At 37.3% G+C, this 23,968-nt stretch carries 22 protein-coding genes and 4 tRNA genes; 17 read left to right on the forward strand and 9 right to left on the reverse strand.

Annotated elements, in window-relative coordinates:
• Positions 1-34: 34 nt before the first annotated feature.
• Positions 35-550: a 3-hydroxyacyl-[acyl-carrier-protein] dehydratase FabA gene (gene fabA / locus RI844_RS04290; RefSeq protein WP_348397223.1), complete on the forward strand. Its 516-nt coding sequence runs from the start codon at positions 35-37 to the stop codon at positions 548-550.
• A gap of 71 nt (positions 551-621) precedes the next feature.
• Here the strand turns inward: fabA and RI844_RS04295 are convergent, their stop codons facing one another.
• The 4 genes from RI844_RS04295 to rlmKL are packed head-to-tail and all read right to left on the reverse strand — an operon-like array spanning position 622 to position 6,715.
• Entirely contained in the window at positions 622-2,427 is a 1,806-nt protein-coding gene (locus tag RI844_RS04295) for a DUF3466 family protein (protein WP_348397224.1), read from the reverse strand.
• The gene (gene uup / locus RI844_RS04300; RefSeq protein WP_348397225.1) at positions 2,427-4,343 is read right to left on the reverse strand and encodes an ATP-binding cassette ATPase Uup; all 1,917 of its coding nucleotides are present in this window, start codon (positions 4,341-4,343) and stop codon (positions 2,427-2,429) included. Before uup ends, RI844_RS04295 begins: the two co-directional genes overlap by 1 nt.
• Positions 4,330-4,575, reverse strand: coding sequence for a glutaredoxin family protein (locus RI844_RS04305; protein ID WP_348397226.1), 246 nt, complete (start codon positions 4,573-4,575; stop codon positions 4,330-4,332). Before RI844_RS04305 ends, uup begins: the two co-directional genes overlap by 14 nt.
• A 13-nt stretch (positions 4,576-4,588) precedes the next feature.
• Positions 4,589-6,715: a bifunctional 23S rRNA (guanine(2069)-N(7))-methyltransferase RlmK/23S rRNA (guanine(2445)-N(2))-methyltransferase RlmL gene (rlmKL, locus tag RI844_RS04310; protein ID WP_348397227.1), complete on the reverse strand. Its 2,127-nt coding sequence runs from the start codon at positions 6,713-6,715 to the stop codon at positions 4,589-4,591.
• A gap of 286 nt (positions 6,716-7,001) precedes the next feature.
• Between rlmKL and RI844_RS04315 the strand changes: the two genes are divergently transcribed.
• The 4 genes from RI844_RS04315 (at position 7,002) to RI844_RS04330 (ending at position 7,577) form a co-directional block, all read left to right on the forward strand.
• Positions 7,002-7,078, forward strand: a tRNA-Met gene (locus RI844_RS04315).
• 106 nt (positions 7,079-7,184) lie between these two features.
• Positions 7,185-7,261: transfer RNA gene (locus RI844_RS04320), tRNA-Met, on the forward strand.
• Between the two features lie 102 nt (positions 7,262-7,363).
• Positions 7,364-7,440, forward strand: a tRNA-Met gene (locus tag RI844_RS04325).
• A 60-nt stretch (positions 7,441-7,500) separates the two neighbouring features.
• Positions 7,501-7,577, forward strand: a tRNA-Met gene (locus RI844_RS04330).
• A 130-nt stretch (positions 7,578-7,707) separates the two neighbouring features.
• Here RI844_RS04330 and RI844_RS04335 read toward each other — a convergent pair.
• Both RI844_RS04335 and RI844_RS04340 read right to left on the reverse strand, forming a co-directional pair.
• Entirely contained in the window at positions 7,708-8,496 is a 789-nt protein-coding gene (locus RI844_RS04335) for an amidohydrolase (protein WP_348397228.1), read from the reverse strand.
• A complete protein-coding gene (locus RI844_RS04340) occupies positions 8,484-9,614 on the reverse strand; it encodes a methionine aminotransferase (protein ID WP_348398317.1) in 1,131 nt (376 codons plus the stop codon). The genes RI844_RS04335 and RI844_RS04340 overlap by 13 nt, the downstream gene beginning before the upstream one ends.
• 505 nt (positions 9,615-10,119) lie before the next feature.
• Between RI844_RS04340 and RI844_RS04345 the strand changes: the two genes are divergently transcribed.
• The 6 genes from RI844_RS04345 (at position 10,120) to RI844_RS04370 (ending at position 16,741) form a co-directional block, all read left to right on the forward strand.
• Positions 10,120-10,872, forward strand: a complete 753-nt coding sequence (locus RI844_RS04345; protein WP_348397229.1) for a TetR/AcrR family transcriptional regulator — start codon at positions 10,120-10,122, stop codon at positions 10,870-10,872.
• Between the two features lie 203 nt (positions 10,873-11,075).
• Positions 11,076-13,412, forward strand: coding sequence for an efflux RND transporter permease subunit (locus RI844_RS04350; RefSeq protein ID WP_348397230.1), 2,337 nt, complete (start codon positions 11,076-11,078; stop codon positions 13,410-13,412).
• 21 nt (positions 13,413-13,433) lie between these two features.
• Positions 13,434-14,246 (forward strand): outer membrane lipoprotein-sorting protein, encoded by an 813-nt coding sequence (locus RI844_RS04355; RefSeq protein ID WP_348397231.1) that lies wholly within the window; start codon positions 13,434-13,436, stop codon positions 14,244-14,246.
• Positions 14,247-14,311: 65 nt separating this feature from the next.
• The gene (locus RI844_RS04360; RefSeq protein ID WP_348397232.1) at positions 14,312-15,484 is read left to right on the forward strand and encodes a hypothetical protein; all 1,173 of its coding nucleotides are present in this window, start codon (positions 14,312-14,314) and stop codon (positions 15,482-15,484) included.
• A gap of 291 nt (positions 15,485-15,775) precedes the next feature.
• Positions 15,776-16,189 (forward strand): MOSC domain-containing protein, encoded by a 414-nt coding sequence (locus RI844_RS04365; RefSeq protein ID WP_348397233.1) that lies wholly within the window; start codon positions 15,776-15,778, stop codon positions 16,187-16,189.
• Positions 16,190-16,465: 276 nt separating this feature from the next.
• Positions 16,466-16,741 carry an HU family DNA-binding protein gene (locus RI844_RS04370; protein ID WP_348386062.1) on the forward strand — a complete coding sequence of 92 codons (276 nt, stop codon included), beginning with the start codon at positions 16,466-16,468 and terminating at the stop codon, positions 16,739-16,741.
• A gap of 76 nt (positions 16,742-16,817) precedes the next feature.
• Here RI844_RS04370 and RI844_RS04375 read toward each other — a convergent pair whose 3' ends face one another.
• Positions 16,818-17,894, reverse strand: a complete 1,077-nt coding sequence (locus RI844_RS04375) for an endonuclease/exonuclease/phosphatase family protein (protein ID WP_348397234.1) — start codon at positions 17,892-17,894, stop codon at positions 16,818-16,820.
• A 415-nt stretch (positions 17,895-18,309) separates the two neighbouring features.
• Here RI844_RS04375 and RI844_RS04380 point away from each other — a divergent pair, with 415 nt between their 5' ends.
• Positions 18,310-18,522, forward strand: coding sequence for a hypothetical protein (locus tag RI844_RS04380; RefSeq protein WP_348397235.1), 213 nt, complete (start codon positions 18,310-18,312; stop codon positions 18,520-18,522).
• Positions 18,523-18,711: 189 nt separating this feature from the next.
• On the opposite strand, the gene RI844_RS04385 is transcribed toward RI844_RS04380, so the two are convergent.
• Positions 18,712-18,981 carry a hypothetical protein gene (locus tag RI844_RS04385; RefSeq protein ID WP_348397236.1) on the reverse strand — a complete coding sequence of 90 codons (270 nt, stop codon included), beginning with the start codon at positions 18,979-18,981 and terminating at the stop codon, positions 18,712-18,714.
• 204 nt (positions 18,982-19,185) lie between these two features.
• Here RI844_RS04385 and RI844_RS04390 point away from each other — a divergent pair, with 204 nt between their 5' ends.
• The 5 genes from RI844_RS04390 (at position 19,186) to RI844_RS04410 (ending at position 23,248) form a co-directional block, all read left to right on the forward strand.
• Positions 19,186-19,836: a hypothetical protein gene (locus tag RI844_RS04390; protein WP_348397237.1), complete on the forward strand. Its 651-nt coding sequence runs from the start codon at positions 19,186-19,188 to the stop codon at positions 19,834-19,836.
• Positions 19,837-19,944: 108 nt separating this feature from the next.
• The gene (locus tag RI844_RS04395; RefSeq protein ID WP_348397238.1) at positions 19,945-20,325 is read left to right on the forward strand and encodes a hypothetical protein; all 381 of its coding nucleotides are present in this window, start codon (positions 19,945-19,947) and stop codon (positions 20,323-20,325) included.
• Positions 20,326-20,758: 433 nt separating this feature from the next.
• Positions 20,759-21,370 (forward strand): hypothetical protein, encoded by a 612-nt coding sequence (locus RI844_RS04400; RefSeq protein WP_348397239.1) that lies wholly within the window; start codon positions 20,759-20,761, stop codon positions 21,368-21,370.
• Positions 21,371-21,533: 163 nt separating this feature from the next.
• On the forward strand, positions 21,534-21,884 hold the full coding sequence (locus RI844_RS04405) for a hypothetical protein (protein ID WP_348397240.1): 351 nt from the start codon (positions 21,534-21,536) through the stop codon (positions 21,882-21,884).
• A 743-nt stretch (positions 21,885-22,627) separates the two neighbouring features.
• Positions 22,628-23,248 carry a LysE family translocator gene (locus tag RI844_RS04410; protein WP_348397241.1) on the forward strand — a complete coding sequence of 207 codons (621 nt, stop codon included), beginning with the start codon at positions 22,628-22,630 and terminating at the stop codon, positions 23,246-23,248.
• Positions 23,249-23,285: 37 nt separating this feature from the next.
• Here RI844_RS04410 and RI844_RS04415 read toward each other — a convergent pair whose 3' ends face one another.
• A complete protein-coding gene (locus RI844_RS04415) occupies positions 23,286-23,729 on the reverse strand; it encodes a hypothetical protein (protein WP_348397242.1) in 444 nt (147 codons plus the stop codon).
• Positions 23,730-23,968 lie beyond the last annotated feature (239 nt).

Consider the following 23,968-nt stretch of genomic DNA (forward strand, 5'->3'; position numbering starts at 1 on the left):
TATCTATTATACATTTAATAGAGAAAGTAGAGTCATGACAAAACAAAACTCATTTGACAAAGCAGGTCTAATTCAAGCTGGTACTGGTGAATTATTTGGTCCTGGAAACAGCAAATTACCTTCAGACAATATGTTAATGATGGATCGCATCGTTAAAATTACTGATGAAGGTGGTAAATATGGTAAAGGTGAAATAATTGCCGAACTAGATATCACTCCTGATCTTTGGTTCTTCGATTGTCACTTTAAAGGTGACCCGGTAATGCCAGGTTGTTTAGGCTTAGATGCAATGTGGCAATTAGTAGGCTTTTTCCTGGCTTGGTCTGGTGGACCTGGTTTAGGCAGAGCGCTAGGTGTGGGTGAAGTTAAATTCACTGGCCAAATTTTACCAACAGCTTCTAAGGTTACTTACCGTATTGATCTTAAACGAGTAATTAAACGTAAGTTATTTATGGGTTTAGCAGACGGTACTGTAGAAGTTGATGGTCGTGTAATTTACGCAGCTACTGATTTAAAAGTTGGTTTATTTGAAGATACTTCAAAATTTTAGAAACTAGTTTTAAAATCATAAAAAAAGGGAAGTTATCACTTCCCTTTTTTATACGTATTTTATTGAAATTGTTAACTAACTCGACGTCGTCTAAACAATAAAGACATACCGGCAAGTATTGATAGGAAACCAAAGCTTGCGCCTCTTCGTTCGGTTTTTTCACCAAGCTCTACTGAACAGTCATTTACTTGAAACTCTTCACCTGTTGGCGTTAATCTAACCGCAACTAACACGTCCTGTTCAGCATCAAGAATAACTTGCCCATCAATAGAGAATGGTTCGCCTTTTGAATCTAATTTAGGAGCTTTAACCCAAGCAGTACCTAATATTACATTATTATCATCATTGATATCTCTGGCTTCTACTATGGTGTACTTAGCTTGATCATCACAGCTTAAAAACTGGTTAACGTTATAAAACGCATCATCGTTAATGCTGTATAAGAAACCATGACGGCGACGTGGAGTACTACCACTATCGACGAAATCTTCAACTTCACCTTCACCAACTATCATGCCATTATTATTAATCGCATGCGGGTAACTTGATGACCCCTTGAAAAAGTCAGTTGGAAATACAGGTGTAATTTCAGCATCATTTGCATTGGCGTAATAAAACTTTGTTCTGGCTTTACCGTTAACATATTTGTACATGTAACCGGTAAATACACCATCGTTGTTAATATCTAAGGCTTTTGAGTCAAAATAATCGTCGCGATCAGTAAAATCGATAATTTGGTCATCTTTAAATATTGCAGCGAAACTGCCCACTCGTTCATTTGAACTTGGTGTTGTTTCGTCTTCATCCCACCAAAAGTGAGAGTAACCAACAATGATGCCAGAATCATTGATACTTAGTGCATCACTGGTAAATGGTCGTTTATCGTCTTCATCAATATTTACCACACCCCGACCTAAATCGGTTGCAGCTATCAATGTGCCTGATTCGTCAACTTCCCATTTCAACGCATTTGAATAATATAGATTTGGTCGAATGATTTGCACACAGGCTTCAAATGGCATGTCATCCTCGCGATCATCACAGTAATCGCCCTCTTCCTCCAAATCTTCAACAGCTCTTGAGTTAAGTGCTACACTTGAAGTACCGATAGCGACAGTATTGCCATTTATAGACGCAATATCATTTACCGCAGACAAACCGCCATAGTGATTCGTTGTTTCATCTAATTCAGTAAACGGGATCAAATCAAATTCAACAGAGCCATCAATACTTCGTACCCAACCACGGCTAGCAAAATCATTAACCCAATGGGTATTTAATTCGCTGCCGCCATCATCAAATGGGTCTAATGCTTGGTAAGGAGCTGAAGAGTGTCCATAAACAAGGCCAGCATCTGTTATGCCTTTTGCTACATCGATAGTTGAACGAGTATAGTTACCGTCTTCGAATGTTTCATCAAACACTGGTAATTCTATTGCTGCGTCACTATTAGGCTCATAAACATAAACTTGCGCATCGCCGTACTTTTGATGTAGCGTACCACCTTTACTTCTGAGCCATAGAATTGTCCAAGAAAGAGCGTTTGCATCAGGATTCCCTGCGCGTAATGCATCTTCGGCGGCATCATCTATTTTAAATAAATCATAGTAACTATCATGAGTATTATTGGCTAAACGCACAATTTCATCAAAATCGTCACCATCTTCATCAAAATGTTGAAATTGAACAGGAAAGTTGTAAGTTGTTTGTCCAGACAATAAAACTTGTCCGGAGTTATTTTGTTCAATACCGTATGAATTTTCAACGGTATCAACAATACCTAAATCTTCTATGGTGTATGTAACAGCCTGTGCTGCTGGTGCTAATAAAGCACCGGAAATGCTTAACGCTATAACTGATTTTATCAAGGTTTTCATTAACTACTTTTCTCTTGAATTTCTTCTAATTCTTGCCAACGGTCAAAAGCCTGTTCAAACTTGGCTTCAATTTCTTGTAATTCTTTTAATACTTGTTGAGTTTTATCTGAAGATTGGCTGTAAAAATCAGCACTGCTTATTTGTTGCTGATAATCTTCCACTTGTTGTTCAAGGGTTTCCAATAATTCGGGTAATGATTCTAACTCATGTTTTTCTTTAAAAGATAATTTATTTTTAACTTTATTTACTGCAACAGATTTTTCCTGCGTTTTTTCTTTAGTTTTGTCTTTGATTGTAAATTTCGCATTTTGTTCCGCTTTGTAAGATAAATAATCTTCAACGTCACTATAACCACCAACAATTTGCCCTATTTCGCCACTACCGTCAAAGTAAAGACAACTATTTACACAATTATTTACGAAATCACGATCATGACTTACCAATAATACCGTGCCAGGGTAATTTGCTACTACCATTTCGAGTAATTCAAGGGTTTCAATATCCAAATCATTGGTTGGCTCATCGAGAATAAGTAAATTACTTGGTTTTAAAAATAGTTTCGCAAGTAACAAACGGTTTCTTTCACCACCCGATAACGCACGAACCGGTGTACGAGCTCGTTTAGGACTGAATAAGAAATCTTGTAAGTAACCAAGTACGTGACGCGGCTTGCCATTAACCATTACTTCTTGCTTACCTTCAGAAACTGCGTCTTGTACTGTCATGTTGACATCAAGTTGGTCGCGGTGCTGATCAAAATAAGCAATTTCTAAATTAACGCCATTACGCATTTTACCGGAGGTTTGTTGATACTGACCGGTAATTAATTTTAATAATGTTGACTTACCAACACCATTACCACCAATAAAAGCAACACGGTCGCCACGAGTGATTAATAAATCGAGACTATTAATGACGCTCTTATCACTGAATGTCATATTTAAATTTTCACACTCAAATACTAATTTACCAGAACGATCGCCTTGGGTAAGCACCATATTGTCTTGTTTTTTAACATCGCGGCGGGCTTTACGTTCTTCTCTTAATTTATCTAAAGCTCGAACACGGCCTTCATTACGAGTGCGACGCGCTTTTACACCTTGGCGGACCCATACTTCTTCTTCAGCAAGTTTTTTGTCAAACAAATGATTTTGCTGGGCTTCAACTTGTAAGTCATTTTCTTTTTGCTCAAGGTACAAATCATAGTTACCAGGGTAACTTGTTAATATACCACGGTCTAAATCAACTATACGAGTAGATACCGAGCGAATAAATGCTCTATCATGACTGATAAATATTATTGTTCCGTGATAGTTCTTAAGGAAGTTTTCTAACCACAGCACACTAGTAATATCCAAGTGGTTAGTCGGTTCATCCAGCAACAATACATCTGGATTCGTTACCAAAGTCCGTGCTAATGCCACTTTTCTTAACCAACCACCTGAAAGCTCTTTAATACTTTGATCAGGGGTTAAATGCAGCTTACTTAATACTTGTTCGATACGCTGTTCGTCTTCCCAAGCATTATTTTGTTCAAGCTTGCCTTGGATTTTCGCCATTTCTTCTAAGTTTTGCTCTGATGGGTCTTCAACTACAACATTAAGTATTTCGTGATACTGACGAATAAGTTTGCCGTTAACTTCTAGACCAAGAGCAACATAATCAAAAACAGTGGTATCTTCAGATTTAGGTGGATCTTGTGCGAGCATGGCCACTTTAATATTATTGGTAAAAACCATCTGTCCATCATCTAAGTTTTGCATACCATTGATGATTTTCATTAATGACGACTTACCTGCGCCATTACGACCAACGAGACATACTCGTTCGCCTGTTTGAATTCTAAACTCTGTATTGGCGAGGATCTTATCTTCGCCGAACGCAAGCTCTGCGTTAGTAATTCTAATTAGTTCCACTGATAAACTCTTGTAATTGTTCAATATTAAATGGCCAATATAAGGCCATATGACTATTTAAATGCTCTAACACAGGAATGCTTGTGCTGTATAACTCAACCAACTCAGGCTGTTCAATAATATCTACGTAGGCAATATTATCAGTATTGATCAGCTCGGCGCATAGCTGTTCAGCTATTTCGCATAAATGGCACCCGTCGGTGCCATATAAATTATATTGTATGGTTTTCATAACATTCGGTTCTTTATAAACGGCTAATACACCAACTGTTATGTATATGCTTGTTACGTTTAAAATCAAAATCGCGAGTAACTTCCGTTAAACACTCAGCTTTTAGGCCAACTAGATTTAACCCGTCAAAATCCATTTTAAAGCCACGTTTATTATTGGTGAATATCAGTTCACCTTTATCAGCAACAGATTTCATTCCGGTTTTAATTAAATCCATATGATCGCGCTGTACATCAAAGGTTGTATTCATCCGTTTTGAGTTTGAAAACGTAGGTGGATCAATAAATACAACATCATATTTAAAGCTATTTTCTTTTAACCATTGCAAACAATCAGCTTGAATAAACTCATACTTGTGGCCACGCAATTTATTTAATTCAAAGTTATCTTGGGCCCAGTCTAAATAGGTTTTAGACATATCTACCGTAGTTACTTTTTCAGAGCCTGCTATAGCAGCTTGTAATGAAACAGAGCCCGTATAGGCAAAAAGATTAAGTAATGTTTTACCTTTAGCTTTTTTAGCAACAATTTTACGGGTTTTACGATGATCTAAAAATAAACCGGTATCTAGGTAATCCCATAAGTTAACTTTTAGTAAAGCATCGTATTCTTTTACGATAAGTGACTTTTTACTTTTACTTAACTGTTGGTACTGGTTTTTACCTTTTTGTTTACTTCTTACTTTTAACGCCACCTTATCTGTGTCAATGTTCAATACTTTTGGAGCCCAAAAAATTGCTTCTTGTAAACGTTTCGCTGATTTTACTTCGTCAATGTCTTTTGGCGGCGCATACTCGTGCAATACTAAATGATCGCCATAGATATCAATAGAGACATTAAATTCAGGAATATCGGCATCATAAACGCGGTAACAATTAACATCGTTTTGCTTAAGCCAAGATTTTAAACCTTTTACATTTTTCTTTAAGCGATTGGCAAAGTCTGAATTCTGACCAGTAAAGTCGGTTTGCACAGGTGTACGATCTAATTGACCTTCGTCAATATTATATAACGCTAATTGACAATCTAATGGGCCATTTTTAAATTTATAACGTTTAAAGCTAGATAGCTTTAGTAATGAGAGCATTTCAACATTGGCGGTAATAAGGCCAACTTTCCAACCTAAAAACTCTTGTTTAAATACTTTACCAAGCTCGGTAAACGTAGACACAAGCTCAGGCAATGAACCAATACGTTCTCCATAAGGCGGGTTAAATAGAATATGGCCGGGTTCACCGAATTGATTTTTAAGTTCTTCAGCTCGACCTTGTTTGAATTCAATCATATGGCCAAGGCCAGCGCTGCGAGCATTCGCTTTCGCTGTTTGCATTACCCTGCCATCCATATCAAAGCCAAACACTTTAACTTTACTTTTTGCTAATGCTTGTTCGGTTTCTTGCTTTGCTTTATCTAATAGTTGATTAAATAAACTAGCATCGTGAAATTTCCAACGGCTAAAGCCCCACTGCTCTCTATCTACACCGGGTTGTATTCCCGACGCCATTGAAACAGCTTCAAGCAATAATGTACCTGAACCGCACATAGGATCAACTAGCGGCTTGCTTGTATCATTTAACCAGCCAGAGCGAACAACTAGTGCTGCAGCTAGGTTTTCTTTAATTGGCGCTGCTCCAGAATGTTCACGATATCCACGCTTAGACAATGAACGACCAGAAAAATCAATATAGAAAGTAACTTCATTTCTAAGTAACCTAGCCTGAATACGAATGTCAGGATTAGTTTTTTCAACAGAAGGCCTATCTAAACCCTCATCTCTGAAACAATCAACTATCGCATCTTTTACCGTTAACCCACCAAACTGTGAATCACGTATGTGTTCATTTTTACCAACAAAATCTACGGCGAAGAAGTCTTCACTGGTAAAATGCTCAGTCCAATCAATATCTTTTGCAGCTTTATATAGTGCATCTTTATCTTTTACTGCTGAAGGCGCATCAATACGAATTAAAATACGACTGGCTAAGCGAGACTTTAAACAGGCTTGATAACCCGTTTCCATAGTTGCACTAAAATGCACGCCTTCAGGGCGCTGCACTACATCACTGCCACCTATTGCAGTGATTTCATCGGCTAGAAGTGACTCTATACCAAAAGAAGTTAAAGCTAAAAATTGTTTCATGTGTTGATCCAAAGCATTTGATGGCGCAGATTATAAACGACCTGCCCGCATTTGTCTTATTACAAAGACAATTAACACAACTTTATTAACCATTTGATCGTTATTATAAATTTCAGTCCCCAAATAACTAAAAAATAGACTTTATAGCCTCAAAAATCATACAGTTTGAGTACATTAAAAAAGCGCCTGATTGTTTATTGCCCACAAATGTAAATTATATTAATTATTTAGATAAATCTGCTTGCATTATGTCATGGCAATCCTTATAGTACGCCTCGAATTCAGGCGCGGGATGGAGCAGCCTGGTAGCTCGTCGGGCTCATAACCCGAAGGTCGTCAGTTCAAATCTGGCTCCCGCAACCAATTCTCTTTAGTTAATGAAAGTTAAGTAAAAGAATTCTGAATTTATTCTTACATTATGAATCAAAACTGATGTGGCTTGTTTGAGAATTTTCTTAAACCATTCGGACGCGGGATGGAGCAGCCTGGTAGCTCGTCGGGCTCATAACCCGAAGGTCGTCAGTTCAAATCTGGCTCCCGCAACCAATTTTCAATTCAGTTTGTAAATTAAAAATGTCTGAATACCCTCTTTAGTAACAGAGTTTAAATAGTTACTGGCTTGTTTAAGTTTATCTTAAACCATTCGGACGCGGGATGGAGCAGCCTGGTAGCTCGTCGGGCTCATAACCCGAAGGTCGTCAGTTCAAATCTGGCTCCCGCAACCAATTCTCTAATAACAGAATTCAAATAGTTATTGGCTTTCCTATTTATATAGGTCATTCGGACGCGGGATGGAGCAGCCTGGTAGCTCGTCGGGCTCATAACCCGAAGGTCGTAGGTTCAAATCCTGCTCCCGCAACCAATTTCCAAATGTAAAAAAGCAAACGATGAAAAAGCCCTAACGGGCTTTTTTCGTTTCTGGCGTTTAAAAAACAATATAACCATATCCAGTTCTATAAAAAAATTGTTAGCTCGTCTGAGTCAGTACTGCATTATTGCAACTCAAATTCATCAGCATCTAGAAATGCAGGAAAGTCATGTTTGAATTTCTCAAGCTTGCTAAAATCGAGTTGCGTGGTAATAATTTGTTGTTGATTATCAACGGCACTAATAATGGTTTTACCGCTAAAATCAATTATCGTCGTGCCACCAGAGTGTGAAGTATTTCTACCATCTTCTCCGATGCGATTGACGCCAACAACCCAGGTTTGATTCTCCATTGCCCGCGCTTTTAATAAGGTATCCCAAACATGGCGCCTCGCCGCTGGCCAATTAGCGACATTGACCATGAGATCATAGTCCTGACGGTTTCTAGACCAAACAGGAAAGCGTAAATCATAACAAACCAATGGCAGTATGTTGATGCCATTAATCGTGATTATTTTTCTGTTTTGGCCTTGTGCGACGTGATCTTGCTCTTTGCCTAGGCGAAATAAATGGCGTTTATCGTAATGTTCAACAGTGCCATTAGCACAGACCCAATAAAAGCGATTCACCTTCTTATCGTTTTGACTTACTAACACACTGCCAGCAACCACACAGTTATACTGTTTTGCCATTTTCTTTAGCCATGCTAAGGCAATGCCTCCATCTTCGGCTTCTTCCACACCTTTTTTATTAATACAAAAGCCAGTTGAAAATGTTTCTGGTAGCAATAATAAGTCGGCAGCAAAATTTTCTCTAAAGTGATCTGCGAACAGTTGTTCTAAGCGATTAAAATTGGCTTGTTGATCTAGCCAATGAATATCGTATTGCACCGCTGCTATGGTTAAAGTTGACATAATATTTCTGCCGCTTGAAATAAGGTGTCGTCGTTTTTGGCAAAACAGAGTCGGATCACCTTATTATTCTGATGATAATTCAGCCGTTGCTCTGCTTGATAAAATGGACTGAGGGGAATAGCTGCAACACCTACCTCTTTCGTTAACCAATGACAAAATTCACGATCATTGAGTTCTGATATGGCTGAATAATCCAATAATAAGAAATAAGTTCCTTTTGACGGTAGTATGGTAAAGCGAGAATATTTTAGTGCGTTTATGAGTACATCTCTTTTTTGCTGATAGAAGCTTGCTAAGCTTGTGACATGCGAAGATTGCTCTTTTAACATTTGCGCAATCGCTATTTGTGCAGGAGTAAATGTGCTAAAGGTGACGTATTGATGGATTTTTCTAAACTCGCTAGTAAGCTTATTGGGTGCGGCGCAATAGCCCATTTTCCAGCCTGTACAATGAAAGGTTTTACCAAAGCTAGATACGACAAAGGCTCGTTTAAATAACTCAGGATAACGCAAAACACTTTCATGGCGTAAGCCGTCAAAGGTCATGTGTTCGTATACTTCATCGCTGATCACATATAAATTATATTTCTCAACCAATGCCTGTAACGTACTCAGATCCGACTGGCTAAGTATTGAACCCGTCGGATTATGTGGGCTGTTGATAATAATGGCGCGTGTTTTTGCATTAATTGTTTGCTCTACCAGAGCCCAGTTTATTGTATAACTTGGTGCATCAAGTGCGATGTGGCGACATTTTCCTCCTGCAAGCTCAATGGCAGGCTCATAAGAGTCGTAGGCGGGATCAAAAATAATCACTTCATCATTTTGGCGCACAAGGGTTTGTATGGCGACCCATAATGCTTCGGTGGCCCCTGAAGTAATAGTAATGTTGTTTAGCCCATCAAGCTTTTGTTCAACGGCTAAATCAGTTTGATATTGCCTATGCACCATTTCGGCAATTTGAGTTAATAGCTCAGGCAAGCCGTTTGATGGTGAGTATTGATTTTTCCCTTCATTAATCGCTTGGTTAATTTTATCTTTCAAAAAAGCAGGTGTATCAAATTCTGGGAAGCCTTGAGATAAATTTATTGCCTGATGTTGATTGGCCATTATCGACATTTCAGTAAAAATACTGGTCTCTAAATTTGGCAGTTTACTGATAAAAGAGGATGACACAAACGGCTCCTATGATTTTGTTTAAGTGAATATTGAAACAAAGTTCTAATGTTAAGGATAACGGCTTATTAGTTCAATTGTTATCAGTTTTTAAACACTAATATTAAAAAGGCTTTGATGCTTATATATATACATGTGTGGTCATTTTCTTTGATAACATCTGGACGAGTTTTAGTTAAACGATTACAGATAATGTAGGACATGCACGGGATTGAAAAACTCAAAATTGATTTCCTTGGCTATCATCGAGTTCATGACAGGGTTAAGCGAGAATTATGGTAATCATAAACTCCGTAAACATGCTGCCACATTCAGTTAGACAAAATGGGCACAGCCCTATCAATACTCATTAATTTAGAATGTATCTACATTTTATTTACATTTGTATTGACAAAATCTTTCAATAATTTATTATTGTCACACGTAATGACGAATCGTCACTTAAAATATGACCCCAAGAATTTTAGATGAGCACAGTTTAAAAGCTCGTGAACAAGACATTATTGATGCAACAATCGCATTAATTGAAAAACATGGTGTTGAAAATATCACTATGGATAAAGTCGTTGCTGCTGTGCCCTATTCAAAGGGCACTGTTTACAAACATTTTATTGGCAAAGAAGATTTGTTTTTAGCCATAGGTAATCATGCAGCAACCATATTGTCTGACTTATTCAGCCGTGCAGCACAGCATCAAGGTTGCGCTAGAGAGCGTATGATGCTTAAGAATATTGCATATTTGCTGTATGCAATATTGCATCCCTCGTTGTTTAAAACGGTTCAATGTTCTAAAAGCCCAAATGTATATGGTAAGTCCAGTGAAAAAAGAATACGAGAGCAGGATTTACTAGAGCAAAAACTAATGGGCACCATTTTTGGCATCATTGAAGATGCACAAGCAAGTAATCAGCTAGTTTTGCCTGCACACATGAGTATTATGCAGGTTTGCTTTAATATATGGGCAGCCAATTACGGTACCATCGAGTTGCTTTATTCTGAAAGTGATATGTGTGGTGGTATACCTATGGTCATAGAACGTGAATTATTTAATCAAAACAATCTCATTTTTGATGGCTTAAGATGGCAACCATTAACAGAAGAAAAAGACTACAAGCAAGCACTAGAATTAGGATTAAAGACAGTATTTCCAGGCGAACTTGCGCTAATGAAATCTATGGGTAGAGAATTAAATTTCAGATAATTAATCCCAGCAAACTTATGCAAAGAATTTACAGGTAAATACCTAATCTATTTGGGTTTTTATTAATAAATAAGCGGTGACTATTTTGCCGTTTTTTTAGCACATTATAGTGACGATTCGTCATTATAATACCAACAAATTGACCGGTGTGCGCACCGTTTTTTTTACAATAATTAGTGACGATTCGTCACAATGGAGAGACCATGAAAGATAAGCTGTTTGGCTTTGTCGGAAAACACCCAATTTGGGTTATTCTCGTTAGCCTATCCTTCGCCTTTTTTGCTGCTTCAGGAGCACAAAACTTGGTATTTAAAAGTGATTACCGAGTATTTTTTGGTGCTGATAACCCACAATTGATGGCTTATGAGTCAATGCAAAATACATATAACAAGAGTGATAATGTTTCATTTGTTGTTGTACCTAAAGACGGTAACGTTTTTAGCGCTGAGCATTTACAAGCGTTAAAAGACTTAACCAAACAAAGTTGGCAAGTGCCCTTCTCTACTCGAGTAGATTCAATTACTAACTTCCAATACACCTATGCCGAAGACGACGACATGATCGTTGAAGACTTAGTTATGGATACCAGCAAGTTAACTTCAACAGATTTAAGCAATATCAAAAACATTGCTATTAACGAGCCGCTTTTGCTTAATAAAATTATTTCACCTACTGGCCATGTATCTGTGGTCAACGTTAGCGTGCAATTTCCAGGGTTAGATCCAAATGCTGAAATTGCAAATGTGTCAAATTTTGTAAAAAAAATGAAAGCTAATTTTATCGTTGCCAACCCAGGAACTGAAGTTCATTTATCCGGTATGGTTATGATGAACGGAGCTTTTACTGAAGTTGCTATGAGTGATAGCGCGACTTTAATACCATTAATGTTCTTAATTGTTATTGTCTTTATTGGCCTGTTATTGCGTACTATATCCGGTACTTTTGCCACAGTGATGATTATCATCATAAGTATTGCTACCACTATGGGAATAGCAGGCTGGCTCGGTTTCTATTTAACCGGTCCTTCTTCATCGGCACCAACCATGATATTAACTTTAGCGGTTGCCGATTGTATTCATATACTCTCGTCAATGTTTTATGAAATGCGCCAAGGCAATGACAAAAAAACAGCTCTGGCGAAAAGCTTACGCCTTAATTTGCAACCAATATTCTTAACCAGTATCACCACCGCTATCGGTTTCTTGAGCATGAATTTTTCTGATTCACCGCCATTTAGAGATCTAGGCAATTTGGTCGCCATGGGGGTTATGCTGGCTTTCATATTTTCAATTACCATTTTCCCGGCATTACTGACGGTACTGCCAATTAAAATAAAAGCAGTGGCAGAAGGTAAAACCGATGCTATGTCTACTTTAGCAAGCTTTGTTATCAAAAAAAGAAAGCTATTGTTGCCATTAACCAGCGTTATTATTATAGCTTCAACGTTGTTTATTCCTAAAAACGAACTCAATGATGACTTTGTAAAATATTTCGATACATCAATACCATACCGTGTTGCTACTGATTACATGCAAGAACATTTATCAGGTATGACATTATTAGAAATATCCGTTAAAACAGGCATCTCTAGTGGTATAAATAACCCGGAATATTTACGTAATTTAGCCAACTTTAGCGATTGGTTACGCCAACAACCTGAAACGGACCACGTTAATACCATTACGGATACCTTAAAGCGTTTAAATAAAAACATGCATGCTGACGATCCTGCTTGGTACAAATTACCTACAGAGCAAGAAATGGCGGCGCAATACTTATTACTTTATGAAATGTCACTACCTTACGGGTTAGATCTAAATAACCAACTCAATGTAGATAAATCATCAGCTAAAATAGTGGCTACTTTCAAAAACTTAACCAGCAATGAATTGATTGAAATAGAGCAACGAATTAATGCATGGTTTGCCAATAACGCAGCCCAATACACAGTGGATGTTGCGAGTCCTAGTTTAATGTTTGCCCATATTGGCCAGCGCGGTATCAACAGCATGTTAATAGGCACCACGTTAGCCTTATTACTTATCTCAATTATTTTAGGCGTTGCCTTAAAGAGCTGGCGCTACGGCGCAATTAGCTTACTACCTAATTTGATTCCTGCGGGGGTAGCATTTGGTATTTGGGGACTCATTGAGGGTCAAGTTGGTATGAGTATATCCGTGGTTATTGGTATGACTCTGGGTATTGTTGTTGACGATACCGTGCACTTTTTAACTAAATACTTACATGCACGCCGTGAAAAGCAAGCTAGCCCTGAAGCTGCGGTTCACTATGCTTTTGGTAATGTTGGTAGCGCCCTGTGGACAACCACATTCGTATTAGTCGCTGGCTTTATCGTTTTGGCACAATCGTCATTTAGCTTAAATGCTGACATGGGTTTACTGACCGCCATCACTATTCTTATTGCATTGATCGTTGATTTCTTATTCTTGCCACCGTTGTTGATGGCACTTGATAAAGATAAAAACACAGCGTCAGTAATAAATCAGAACACCTTAACTGCCGAACTTTCAGCAAGTTAATTAAAATATTTGGAGAAAATTATGTTAAATAAACAAATCATTGCCAGTCTTTTTACTACTGTGGCTCTATCAATAGTAACTGCTAATGCAATAGCGGTGCCGTCACAACAAGTGCAAGCCGAAAAGCTGGGTTTAGAAATATCTGAAGAAGCTAAATCACGTGATACTGGTTGGGCAGATAACACTTCCGATATGTTGATGTTACTGCGGAATAAACAAGGCCAGGAGAGTATTCGTGAAATTAAAACAAAAACCCTGGAATTGTTAGACGATGGCGATAAAAGCCTAACTATTTTTAACAAACCAAGGGATGTAAAAGGCACGTCTTTTTTAAGCTTTTCACACCCTGTTGGCAATGATGACCAATGGCTCTATTTACCGTCGTTAAAGCGAGTAAAGCGTATTTCTTCACGCAATAAATCTGGCCCATTTATGGGCTCAGAATTTTCTTTTGAAGATTTAAGTTCATTTGAAATTGAAAAATATCGTTATAACTATTTAGGCGATGAGAACATAAATGGTCTTGAAAGTTTTATGGTTGAACAATTTCCAGTGGCTGAAAACTCTGGCTATACAAGGCGTATCGTTTGGCTGGATAAAATAGAATATCGCGTACAAAAAATTGATTTTTATGATCGTAAAAATTCACTGCTAAAAACCTTGTCATATAGCGATTATAAACAGTATTTAAATAAATATTGGCGTGCTGATTCGGCATTAATGATTAATCACCAAAGTGGCAAAAGCACCGAGTTACAATGGAGCAACTATGCTTTTAAAACGGGATTAGTCGAAAGTGATTTTAACCGTAACACCTTAAAACGTGCGCGTTAGTCACAATGAACCTGATACAGAAAATAAAAAAACCAGTGTTGCTTACTACGCTTGGATTAAACAGCATGTTGCTACCGTTAGCAGCCTCTGCTGACGATTTTGAGCTCTCTGGTAAGATTGGCTTTGAACAGCGCTACTTTGCCGAACAAGGCCAATACGATGGACAGCTAGAGCACAGCCAAGCATCAATCTTTGTTGAACCTGAGCTTTATTGGGGGTGGAATGAAGGCAGCGACACCTTAACTTTTAAACCCTTTTATCGCCAGGATGAGTATGACGATGAACGTAGCCATGCTGACATTCGCGAGTTGTCTTACATTCATGCCAGTGACAACTGGGAATTGAGGGCCGGTATTCGTAAAGAATTCTGGGGGGTTACAGAGTTTCAACACCTTGTCGATGTAATAAACCAAACCGATGGTGTTGAAGATACCGATGGCGAAGATAAACTCGGCCAACTTATGCTTAACCTTTCATTAGTGAAAGATTGGGGCATCATCGATATGTATTTATTGCCTGGTTTTAGAGAAAGAACGTTTGTCGGTCAGGAAAGTCGTCTGCGCGGCCCTGTAACGGTTGATAACCATAATATACGTTATGAGTCTTCGGCAGAAGATAATCATCTCGATGTGGCGATGCGCTGGAGTCACACTATAGGCGCCTTTGATTTGGGCAGTTACTGGTTTCATGGTACTAACCGCGAGCCCATACTAACGCCAGTAACTGAAGGCAATAAAGTAGTACTCAATCAATACTATAACCAAATGGATCAGTTTGGTGTTGATCTTCAAGCAACCATTAACGATTGGTTGTGGAAATTTGAAACCATATATCGTACTACCGACGATGATGACTTTTGGGCGACTCAAGCTGGTTTTGAATATACTTTTATCGGAGTATTTGACAGCAACGCTGATGTCGGCTTATTAACGGAATATGGTTGGGACTCGCGCGGTGAAGGAGATGAAAACTCTCCGGGTGCCAATATACAAGACGATATCTTTTTGGGCAGTCGTCTTGCGTTTAACGATATGCAAAGCAGTGAGATGCTGATTGGTTTTGGTGCAGATTTAGAGCACAATGCCTTTAGCTTTCTTATCGAAGGTAACCGACGCTTTGGTGAAAACGTTAAAATAAGTCTCGATCTCAGGCTACTGCAGAGCACTAATAGCACAGATCAACTTTATGTTATCAAAGATGATGACCATATTCAGCTTGCAGCAGAGTATTATTTTTAATGGTAGATTTATAGATGGGTAAGTTCCTGTATATAATCCTGTGATACTAGTAGTTATTAGTATCAATTGACAAAAGCCTCTCCCTGAGGCTTTTGTCATTTATAAAATTAATATAACGTAAGCATTTTGCTAATACACTATTATTGCTCATACTCTAGCTATTCCACAATTTAGTTATGTCACTGGTATTCAATGCGAAAGAACAATCCTACAATGCAACAATTGTTAAACACTCTACCCCAGCAAGGAGAGCTGGTTTGGATAGGAGTAAGGCCGGCAAGAAATGAAGTAATGTTAGAATTAATCCAGGCTGAAGTTAAAGTTGGTGAAGGTCTAGTTAAAGATAGGTTTACTGGAATTAGTGAAAGTAAAAGGCAGATCACATTAATTCAACATGAACATTTAATGGCAATGGCTTCGCTATTGCACCAAGACGAAATTTCAGCCAATATACTAAGACGAAACCTTGTAGTAAAAGGGATTAATCTGCTTGCCTTAAAAGGGCAAACCTTTTGTATAAACGATGTAGTATTGCAAACTACAGGCTTGTGCCACCCTTGTTCTAAAATGGAAACTACTTTAGGTCCTGGTGGTTATAATGCAATGCGGGGGCACGGTGGCATTACCGCGAAAGTGTTAAGTCCTGGATTTATCAAGATAGGTGATACCGTTAAATTAAGTCAGAAAAAAGCTCAATCACATTAAAATATGCCTAACTTTTGATTGTTGTAATTTAAAAATTACATTTATCATCGATACTAAATTTATTATTTTTATTTTTTACACGGCCCCTTCAGCACGCTCTATCACTCGTTTTAGGCCAAAATACGTCCAAAAAGTAAAAAAAGTTAAGATCTTTTAAAAAATCTATTGATCTTGCTGTAGAAGTGGTGTTTTATAGTGTTAGTGATTCTGCTTTGCTAATAAATAAACATTTTAGTAGTGTTACTTTTTTTAATTATTCAACAAGGAATAAAAACAATGAATAAAAGTGAATTGATTTCAAAAATCGCTGAAGGCGCAGATCTTTCTAAAGCTTCAGCTGGTCGTGCATTAGATACTTTAATCGAATCTGTTACTGCTGAGTTAGCAAGTGGCGGTGACGTTGCACTTGTAGGTTTTGGTACTTTTAAAGTTAGCGATCGTGCTGCTCGTACTGGCCGTAACCCACAAACTGGTGCAGAAATTCAAATTGCTGCATCTAAAGCTCCTGGCTTCAAAGCTGGTAAGTCTTTAAAAGATGCTTGTAACAGCTAATTAACGCTTTATAAGTATTTTAAAATAGCCGCTTTTTAGCGGCTTTTTTGTACCTGTAATAAAAGTCGTCATTCTATTAATTTCGAAGCGAAAGCGTCACCAATACAACGCCATGATCGGTACTTTCACCATCGCGTTCAAATATAGGGTTTATCAGGTGTCGGTCATAAGTGTCATAGTTACTCACTTCAAACAAACTGCCTTGGAAATTCGCATCAAACTCACATGATAATAAAATATAATCCAGTACTGATTCGGTAGCGCCGTAGTAATGTGTAGGCTTACGTGAAATATGCTCAGTATCGTTATCGGTACTTTGGTATAAATCCCAAGCATCACTTAAACAATATTTTTCAAGGTAGGCGTTGACATCAAATGCAGAGGCAAAGCGTAATGTATTGGTTAACAAATGCGTGAGTACCCCATCTTGTAGAGTATTGTTAAAATCTCCCAGTAGTATCATTGGCCGGCCTGATTGTTCTCTTTGGCAAATCATTTCAGCAAATAACAACGCCGCTTCACTACCACGTTGCACAGACGAGCCCCAACCTCCTATTACTTGCGCCTTGAGTTTCTCGATAATATTTTTTTCTGGCGACAATTCAATGTTTTGTTCATGCTCAATCAATGGTCGTTTAGATTTAAAGTGCACAACATAACAATCACAAAGTCCTATGTGAGGTAAATCTATGGTTGCCCTTAACACCTTGCGACTGAATGAAAAATCTGCATTAAGCCCTATCGCCTTTGCTAAAGCTTCATCCGGCTGCACGGCAGCTATTTCGGTAATGTTATATTTTGAGGCAATCGCAACTACCGGACTTTTACAAATAAAGTCATCAACAACTTCGGCTTCATCAACAACATAAAAGTATGGATAGCCTTGCTCTTGCACCAACTTATTTAATGGCACTGGGCTAAATACTTCCTGAAAGCCAATTACATCAGGTGTAAATTCAGATAAATAATCAGATATCCAATTTTGTTTTTTTTGCCATTGCTCAGCACTTAATATTTTTTCAAAATCGTAAAATGCAAAAGGAGGTTCAATATAGTTATATAAATTGAATGTGGCAATTTTGATGGATGAGTTTGGTACAAATTTGGCAGTATCTGCCGGCGTACTTGCTTCAATACTGTTATTGTTAGGCAACCGCAATCCTTGGGTATTGTTTCAATTATAATTTTTGAATAATAAAATTATAACTGATTAAAACACTACTTGTCCGCTTTTCACCTGCCGTAAAACACACAATTGCGATTAAAGTTACAATTAAATGAATTGTTTCAGTCATGAAATAAGGTATTATCGAAAATTATTATTTTATTTCTGAAAATTTCCTATGGATTTCACTGTTTTAGCTATCTTTATCCCAACCGTATTCTTCATTTCCATCACCCCGGGAAGGTAGACCAAGTTTTGTAAATTGGTATTGTGACATTGCCAGCGGTGGTTTAATTGATGCTGGTGGTGTTCTAACGGTGCATCGCCACACATCATCGCATTGATTCAATAGTTAAACGATAATGTTAGCGGTGTATCAATATTCAAAAGCGATTACCCTGGCATGATTAGCATTGGTAGCCGGTTGCTAATAGATAAGATGATCAACAATGCGCTAACCCAAACGCCACAAATTAATTCATCCGTTTATCCTGAACAACCTTACAATTCATTAGCTATGTTTCAACAATGTGAAGCTGATCCTTGGTCATTTTATGATCCAACGTCGCCGACATACTTTGAAGGTTTAAAAACACCTAAGTGGCAATTACCATAAATCATTAGCACGTAAATTCCTTAAACTTTTATAATGCAAAGTGTTTTTTCTTGGCTTTTTCAAACTCTTCTTGGTCTGCATTCCAAACCCTTTTAAGTGGTATTTCTTACTAGGCGTTACAATGATGCAGGTAAAATCATTTTCATCATCGCGGTACAAGAATTGCCAAAAATACGCCGCACAAGCCTGTTAAATGTCAGCCATAGTAAACGCTTGAACATCCCACCAAGTCATACCTTTAAGCATTTTGTAAGGTAAGCCGGTAATAACGGACCACTCTTTAATGGTGTCAAACTCACCCTTTAACGCATCATATAGCATTAATCCACTATGGCCCAGGCACCATAATTTATTCAAGCCTTCATTACTTAAACTGGCCTTAGTTTTTGAATTTTTGTTGACTGTTTTTTTATCAAACGAATCACTTTTTGCTTCAAAGTTTGTCTGTATCTTAGCCATAACTACCCCTAACGACTTAGTGACATATTATGTCAGAGCATAGCATGCGGCATCTATGGTAATGCCTGGTGAAACCAGCAATAGTCAGATTATGTTGAAATAGAAGTGCTTTACTGGTGATTATGTAGAAATAAGCGCAAACCAAAATGCATAATTGGATATTTGTACTAAACTTATTTTCAACTTTTAAAGGAGGAAATAACAATGAATATGTCCAAATATTTCATTGCCGTAATAACAAGTAGTATGTTCATAACTAACCCTGCACTTTCACAAGACGCAGGAAATGCAAGCAACAAACTAAGTCAACTCGATTGCTCGACAAACCAAATAGCCAAGTTTGATGGTGAAAATTGGGTTTGTGCCGAAGATGTTAAAGAAAGTGGTGGTTATGTAGTAATCGATAGTGAAGGAAAAGAAGTTGCTGAAGTGTTTCCTAGAACTATCGGAGGGTATTACTCTGTAATAAGAACTAAGTATACTTATCAAACCGCCACTGGTACCGAAAGAGCCATAATGTTACAACTAACAAAGGAAAGGTTGGCTGATGGAGTAAATATAGTTTTCAAAGAGTTGAATTGCCAAGGCCCCGTTTATATGTATTCCAATAATCTATTCTTGAGTGGTTTCGATTATCGTGCAGCAACTTTAGTCGACCCAGTGTCAGGGGATGCAACTGTATGGGTTAGTAAAAACGGAATTCCTGAAGAAACTACCTTAACAAGCTATATGACAAACTTTGGCGAATGTAGAAATTTTTCATCCCCTTCTACTCGACTATTGATTGAAGCTGAAGTTCTGTATGATGATTTTCATGAAGTATATCCCCCCCCTTATCATATGGAAGAAAGATAACTAATCGATAGGATCAGTAATATGGGCCTTTTCTTTACAACAAGCCAATGAGCCAAACCACCTCTTTTAGGCTAAGCTTTATTTTAAATGTTGAATACTGGTGACTAAATGAAAATTGCCTGTTTAGTTTTAACTTGTTGTTTGCTTGGCTCTTGTGCTTCAAACACGCGTCACGTGGTAACCGTTTCCGCAGATGATATGTCACATATTGAGTTTGTTGCTTTTCTAAAGTCTACGTTTGTAGAAGATATACCGACTAAAATTAAAACTCGTCAAGGCGAAATACTCCAGTTTGACGTTGATAAAATCACTGATGAATACGTTGTTGGCTACTACGTCCCTAAAGTAAAAATAAGCGATATTGAAACAATCTCATATCATGAAGGTGAAATTACAAAAGGAATTGATCCGGGAGATTTTTTTCAAGCAATGGAAGCTATTCCTGTCTTTTTAGCTGGTATCGTTCTTTTAATCGCACTATTGCTCTAAGCTAACGAGCCGCTTTCATACTCTTAGGTGAAGTAGATTTGAAAGCTAATTATTTTCTTTAGGGGGTAGGCACTTATAATCTTAAAGGACTTGGCGTCATTTAAAATCTATATTAGAACTTTCTAATGGGCTGCTATTGACTGTTTGCGTCAGTCGACAAAATAACGTAAGTTAAATCAAAAGCCTAACGACGGCTAGAGCGAACAGCAGTCGTTGATAGTGCAAATAATTTGGTAAGAAATCTCAATAAAAGCTCACACCCTTCATATATCGGTTATTAGATAAATAATTAATAACAAATCAACATACAATAAATAGACTCAAAGCTAAAAGTGGTTATTCTACTAAGAGCGATCTACGGACGGTGATGTTGTTCGGTTTTTAACAATTTTAGCAAACAATAACGTTTCAATTTTTAAGGAATTTAATTAATATGGATTTTTACTTAGATATATATTTTCCATTACTTTTTGTTTTTATGGCTGTCTTTTTTTTATACATTGGTATTAAAGTTATAGTATCAAAGAGACCTTTATTGTTCCCATCGAAAATTTTCTTTATATTTATGCTATTAGCTTTTTCTCCTCAATTTATTATGTCGTTTGAGCGTTTTGCTTCACCTACGTTTTTAGACATGGGAATAATTTTATATATCAGTCCTTTAATGTTCGTTGTTATCTTAGCTTTTATGTGGATTCAAATGAAAGGTTATATGGCGATTGGTATATCGGATAATTCATTTAGAAATGCAATCCATTACTCATTAAATAAAAATCAGATTGAATTTGAAGAACAACTTTCGTTAATTAAATTAACAAGTATAAAATCAGAGCTTCAGGTTGCAGTTCAAAGTTGGGTTGGTACTGGGCAATTAAAATTGAAAAAATCAAAAGATAAGGACTTAATGTTTAATTTGATTTCAAGTATAAATGAATATTATACATCTAATACTATTAAACCAAATAATATTACATCAATTTTTTATATTGTTATGGGGGGATTTATGTTGATTTTTGCTAGCTCCTCCTATTTTTTCACTCGATGATAAAAATAGCTCTAAGCATTTAAATCGGGTTTATTTGTTGTTTTAACATTCAACATTTACTAGTAAAAATCGACCAACGGCCGTTCAATATCAATTTAAAAAAGAGTAGGCGTTATTACTAAGAGGTCTACATATTAAACTGTTATAAATTATGGGTAATAGATTGACTCGCATTGAAATTATGATGCTCATTGGAGTATTAGGGATTATAGTAAGCTTCCTGGGACGGGCGGGTTATATAGATTTAGATGGCGCTATCAACGGTGTTGTAGTTGCAGTGCTTGATTACTTTAATGTAAGCACCAAAACACGAGAAAATCTTCTTTATACCTTCTATACCGTAGTCATATCTGCGATTTGCTACTTCACATATAAGAGGTTCATGCGCGAAAGGGCTGAAGCGCGGAGAGAAAATAAACCATGGAAAAGATGGTTATTGAGGGTGTTATTCATCATAGTTTGGTCTCCTATTATCTTTGTTTTTTCTTTAGTGCTCATAAACAGTGGTAAATAACTTATAACAAGGCATTAACTCAAGTATATGAGAAAATGCTAATAGGCAGTTAATGGCACAAAGCAGCCGAAATCATGGATTCCCGCCTTCGCGGGAATGACGGTGTTTTTCTACTACCGCTGGTGGCACTTTTGAGACGGTCATCGCAATATCAAAGAAGATCCTGAAACTAGTTCAGGAAGACGATTTTCTATCCACAATACGCTTAAGGAGGTCCCTCATTTCGCTCCACTCGTGGGGGATGGCGGTGTACTTTTTCTACTTCTCTTTGTGGGACTGATCCGACGGTTCGAGTCTGGTATCCTATCCTAAAACACACCTTGTTTTAAGATCGAAATCGAATAAGTAGAGAAACAGGATTTAAATGTTTCAAATGTCAGCTTACGGGTAATCGATTTATTTTCTTTTGAAAGCTCCGAGTAGGCATTTCTGCTGAGCCTGAATACCAATAGGCCAATTAAACCTTCCGCAATGTGGCATTTGCTGACGAAAAAAATAAAGCTCAACAATTAACGCTAATAGAGCCTTTTGTTTATTAAGTGACCGTTCACAACAATTTATCACTTTTTTTTATTTTTTTTTCAATATTAAAAATGATAAAATATCCTCTCTAAAACGTACTAGGTGAGTTTTGAAAAACACTAGTTATTTTCTCACCTAGTGACATTCTCACCTAGATACGCCACTAGTTAGGATAGCTTACAAATCACAACTAAAACCCACAACTACAAGGATTTACAGTATTGGACTTCACAATTTTAGCTATCTTTATCCCAACCGTTTTCTTTATAAGCATCACCCCGGGAATGTGTATGACGCTTGCGCTCACTTTAGGCATGAGCATTGGCGTTCGCCGCACAATGTGGATGATGATGGGTGAATTAATTGGCGTTGCCGCTGTAGCAGTTGCTGCGGTTTTAGGAGTTGCGGCTTTAATGCTTAAGCTACCCGAAGTCTTTAGCATTTTTAAAATCGTTGGTGCTCTATACCTTGCCTATCTAGGGATTCAAATGTGGCTATCTAAAGGCAAAATGGCTATTACCCACAATCGCGAAGCTACTCCTACCGTATCGCGTAAAGGGTTGTTTATGCAGGGATTAGTTACCGCTATAGCGAATCCAAAAGGTTGGGCTTTTATGATTTCGTTATTGCCACCGTTTATTAATCCAGAAAACTCTGTTGCTGTGCAGTTAAGCTTTTTGGTCGGGGTTATTATGGTATCAGAGTTTATTTGTATGATGTTGTACGCTACAGGCGGTAAATCATTAGGACTATTACTCGCTAAAGCTGAAAATGTACGTGTAATGAACCGTATTTCAGGAACCCTAATGATGGGAGTTGCGCTTTGGTTAGCATTAAGCTAACTAATACCAATTCGTATAACTTGAACGTGGGAACAAATTATTGATAACTGGTAAAATCAAACATTAAGATTTCAATTTTATCGTTAATTATCAATTCAACCCACATAGTCCAAATCATTTGATCTTCAGTGCAAGCACCGATTAAGGTGTTGGCAGAATAAATTCCATTGCTTTGTTCAAAAAACAATGGAATTTTTCCCATAAACATATCCTTACCTTCAAGCCACGCCGATTTTATTTGCATTGACGGGTTAGATTTTGATGTTAATGAAAAATATATTTCATTTTCTGACATTATCACATTTGGGCTAGCATTTAGTTCAAAACGACCAAAAGCATAAGTTCGTAAACAAGATCCAGCACTAAAATCACAATAATTTTGATCATGAATTTGTGGTTTATCTGTTTCAATAAATTGATAACCTAAAAAGCCTAAAATTATCAATAAAATTAGAATTATAGCTGTATAAAAATTACTCATAAATACCATTAAAAATAGTGAATAGTATGATAAAACCCAGATACACTGTACATAAAAGTTACAAATAGAAACATTTTGTTGATCTAGGTCATATTTTAAAACGTTAAGCGTGACAATTGCCCTTGCAACGCTTATTATCGCATCCGAAAAATAACAAACTATAAAGTGTTGTTTTTTTGAACTATAACTTAGTAGTTACAAAAGTTTTTTTGAACGCTTCAGGGTGGATGAATTCTAGT

Source organism: Thalassotalea fonticola (assembly GCF_032911225.1).
GTDB classification, from domain to species: Bacteria; Pseudomonadota; Gammaproteobacteria; order Enterobacterales; family Alteromonadaceae; genus Thalassotalea_A; species Thalassotalea_A fonticola.